We start from the raw sequence: 2,189 nt of genomic DNA on the forward strand, positions 1-2,189 counted from the left end.
CGCCGCGGGCGCGGTCGCCGGCCCGCTCGATGGCGACGACCTCGGCGTGCGGTCCACCGGGCGGCCGGGTCGCGCCCTCGCCGACGAGCACGCCGCCGGCGTCGAGGATCACGCACCCGACCGGCGGGTTGGGGCTGGTGGAGCCGCGGACCCGTTCACTGGCCGCGATGGCCAGGGCCATCGCCTCGTCCACGTTCACCGGGCGCGCGTCGCCTGCTCGCGCAGCCGCTCCAGGGCCGCGCCGGGGTCCGCGGCGTCGTACACGGCGGACCCGGCGACGAAGCAGTCCACGCCCGCCTCGGCGGCCTGCTCGATGGTGTCGGCGTTGATGCCGCCGTCGATCTCGATCACGAGCGTGAGGTGGCCGGTGTCGACCAGGCGGCGCGCGGCGCGGACCTTGTCCAGCACCTCGGCCATGAACGACTGGCCGCCGAAGCCGGGCTCGACCGACATGACGAGCAGCGTGTCGTAGTGCTTGAGCAGGTCGACGCAGGGCTCCAGCGGGGTGCCGGGCTTGAGCGACAGGCCGGCCTTCGCGCCCGCCGCCCGCAGGTCCTTCGCCAGCCGCACGGGGTCGTTCGCGGCCTCGACGTGCACGGTGACGTTGTAGGCGCCGGCCTCGGCGTAGGCGATGGCCCAGCGGTCCGGGTCCTCGATCATGAGGTGGCAGTCCAGCGGCAGGTCGGTCGCCTTGCGCAGCGACTTCACCACCGGCAGGCCGATCGTCAGGTTCGGCACGAAGTGAGCGTCCATCACGTCCACGTGCAGCCAGTCGGCGGACGACACGGCGGCCGCCTCGTCGGCGAGGCGGGCGAAATCGGCGGACAGGATGCTCGGGGCGATCATCGGCTGCTGGACCACGGCTGGTGAGTCTAGGCTTCCGCGATTGCCCGGACCTGCCCGGGAGTCATATTTCACCCCTCCACAGGACGCCCGTTCCGCCCGCTCCTCGCGCCCTTTTTCGCACTACTCACGCGGGTAGTTCCCTAGCGGTGTGGCGGCCATTACGTTCATCGGGCGGGGGAAGCGACTGGGGAGCACTGGGGATGAATGCCGAATTCCGCCACAAGACCGCGCTGGTCACGGGCGCGTGCACGCCGCTCGGCGCGGAGGTCGTCGAGTCGCTGGCCCGGCAGGGCGCGCTCGTCGTGGCCGTGGACAGCGACGGCGCGCGACTCGCCGACCTGGTCGAACGGCTGCGCGGGGACGGGTTGCGGGTCGCCGGGCGGCAGATCGACGTGACGTCGAGCGCGGCCGTGGACGCGCTGGTCGACCAGGTGGAGCGCGAGTACGGCGCGATCGACGCGCTGGTGACGACGGCGAGCGTGCTGCGGCCGGGACCGGCGCTGTCCATCAGCGACGACGACTGGGCGCACAGCTTCGCGGTGAACGCCGACGGTGTGTTCAACGTCTCGCGGGCGGTCGCGGCGCGGATGGTCGAGCGGGGCCGCGGGACGATCGTGATGGTGCCCGCGCACGCCGTCGCCGTGCCGCGTTCGGGGATCGCCGCGTACGCGGCCTCGCGTGCCGCGGCCGTCGCCTACACCGAGTGCCTGGCGCTGGAGGTCGCGCCGCGCGGGGTGCACTGCGCGGTGGTGGCGCCGACGGACGCGCGCCGGGTGGTCGAGGAGGTGCGGTTCCTGCTGGCCGACTCGGTGACGGACGCCGTGGGCGCGTGAGGCGCCGGGGCCGCCCGGTCACACGGCGGAGGTCTCGGTGGTCTCGTGCTCGTGGGCGAGCCTCGCCAGCTCCACCCGGGAGCTGATCCCGAGCTTCTTGAAGATGCCCCGCAGGTGGTAGTTGACCGTGTGCGGCGAGACGAACAGCTGCCTGGCCACCTGCCGGTTGGTCATCCCGACGCCCACCAGGCGGGCGATGTCGCGCTCCGGCGCGGACAGGCGATCCCACTCCGTGCCGGCCGAACCGGGCCGGCCGGTGGCGTCGGCGCGGCGGGCGTGACCGCGTAACCGGGCCGCGTCGCCGTCCGCGCCCATCCGCTCGAAGATCCGCAACGCGCGGGTCGTGTGCTCGGCCGCCCGGTCCGGGTGGCCGGTGGTGGTGAGCAGGGTGGCCAGGTCCTCGTACGCGTTCGCCTCGGCCCACGGGTGGCGGTGCCGGCGGGCGGCGGCCAGGAGCTCCGCCGGGTCCCGGTCCAGCAGCGCCCTGGCGTGCGCGGCGGCCACGGCGAC

Annotated in this window: 3 protein-coding genes and 1 pseudogene; 1 reads left to right on the plus strand and 3 read right to left on the minus strand. The window is 74.1% G+C overall.

Annotated elements, in window-relative coordinates; translation table 11 throughout:
• Together ACFQ3T_RS36105 and rpe are read right to left on the minus strand one after the other, a co-directional pair.
• Positions 1 to 181 (minus strand): annotated as a pseudogene (locus tag ACFQ3T_RS36105) (bifunctional diaminohydroxyphosphoribosylaminopyrimidine deaminase/5-amino-6-(5-phosphoribosylamino)uracil reductase RibD); the annotation flags it as partial.
• Positions 182 to 195: 14 nt separating this feature from the next.
• Entirely contained in the window at positions 196 to 846 is a 651-nt protein-coding gene (gene rpe, locus ACFQ3T_RS36110) for a ribulose-phosphate 3-epimerase (RefSeq protein ID WP_380730581.1), read from the minus strand.
• Positions 847 to 1,046: 200 nt separating this feature from the next.
• Here rpe and ACFQ3T_RS36115 point away from each other — a divergent pair, with 200 nt between their 5' ends.
• Entirely contained in the window at positions 1,047 to 1,679 is a 633-nt protein-coding gene (locus tag ACFQ3T_RS36115) for an SDR family NAD(P)-dependent oxidoreductase (RefSeq protein ID WP_380730577.1), read from the plus strand.
• Between the two features lie 18 nt (positions 1,680 to 1,697).
• On the opposite strand, the gene ACFQ3T_RS36120 is transcribed toward ACFQ3T_RS36115, so the two are convergent.
• On the minus strand, positions 1,698 to 2,189 hold a 492-nt coding region (locus ACFQ3T_RS36120; protein WP_380730579.1), incomplete at its 5' end, for a LuxR C-terminal-related transcriptional regulator.

The organism is Saccharothrix hoggarensis (assembly GCF_042678885.1).
Classification (GTDB): domain Bacteria; phylum Actinomycetota; class Actinomycetes; order Mycobacteriales; family Pseudonocardiaceae; genus Actinosynnema; species Actinosynnema hoggarensis.

Coding starts and splice junctions, on each gene's coding strand:
- ACFQ3T_RS36115 (WP_380730577.1), top strand. CDS start 1,047: ATGAATGCCGAATTCCGCCACAAGACCGCGCTGGTCACGGGCGCGTGC.
- rpe (WP_380730581.1), bottom strand. CDS start 846: ATGATCGCCCCGAGCATCCTGTCCGCCGATTTCGCCCGCCTCGCCGAC.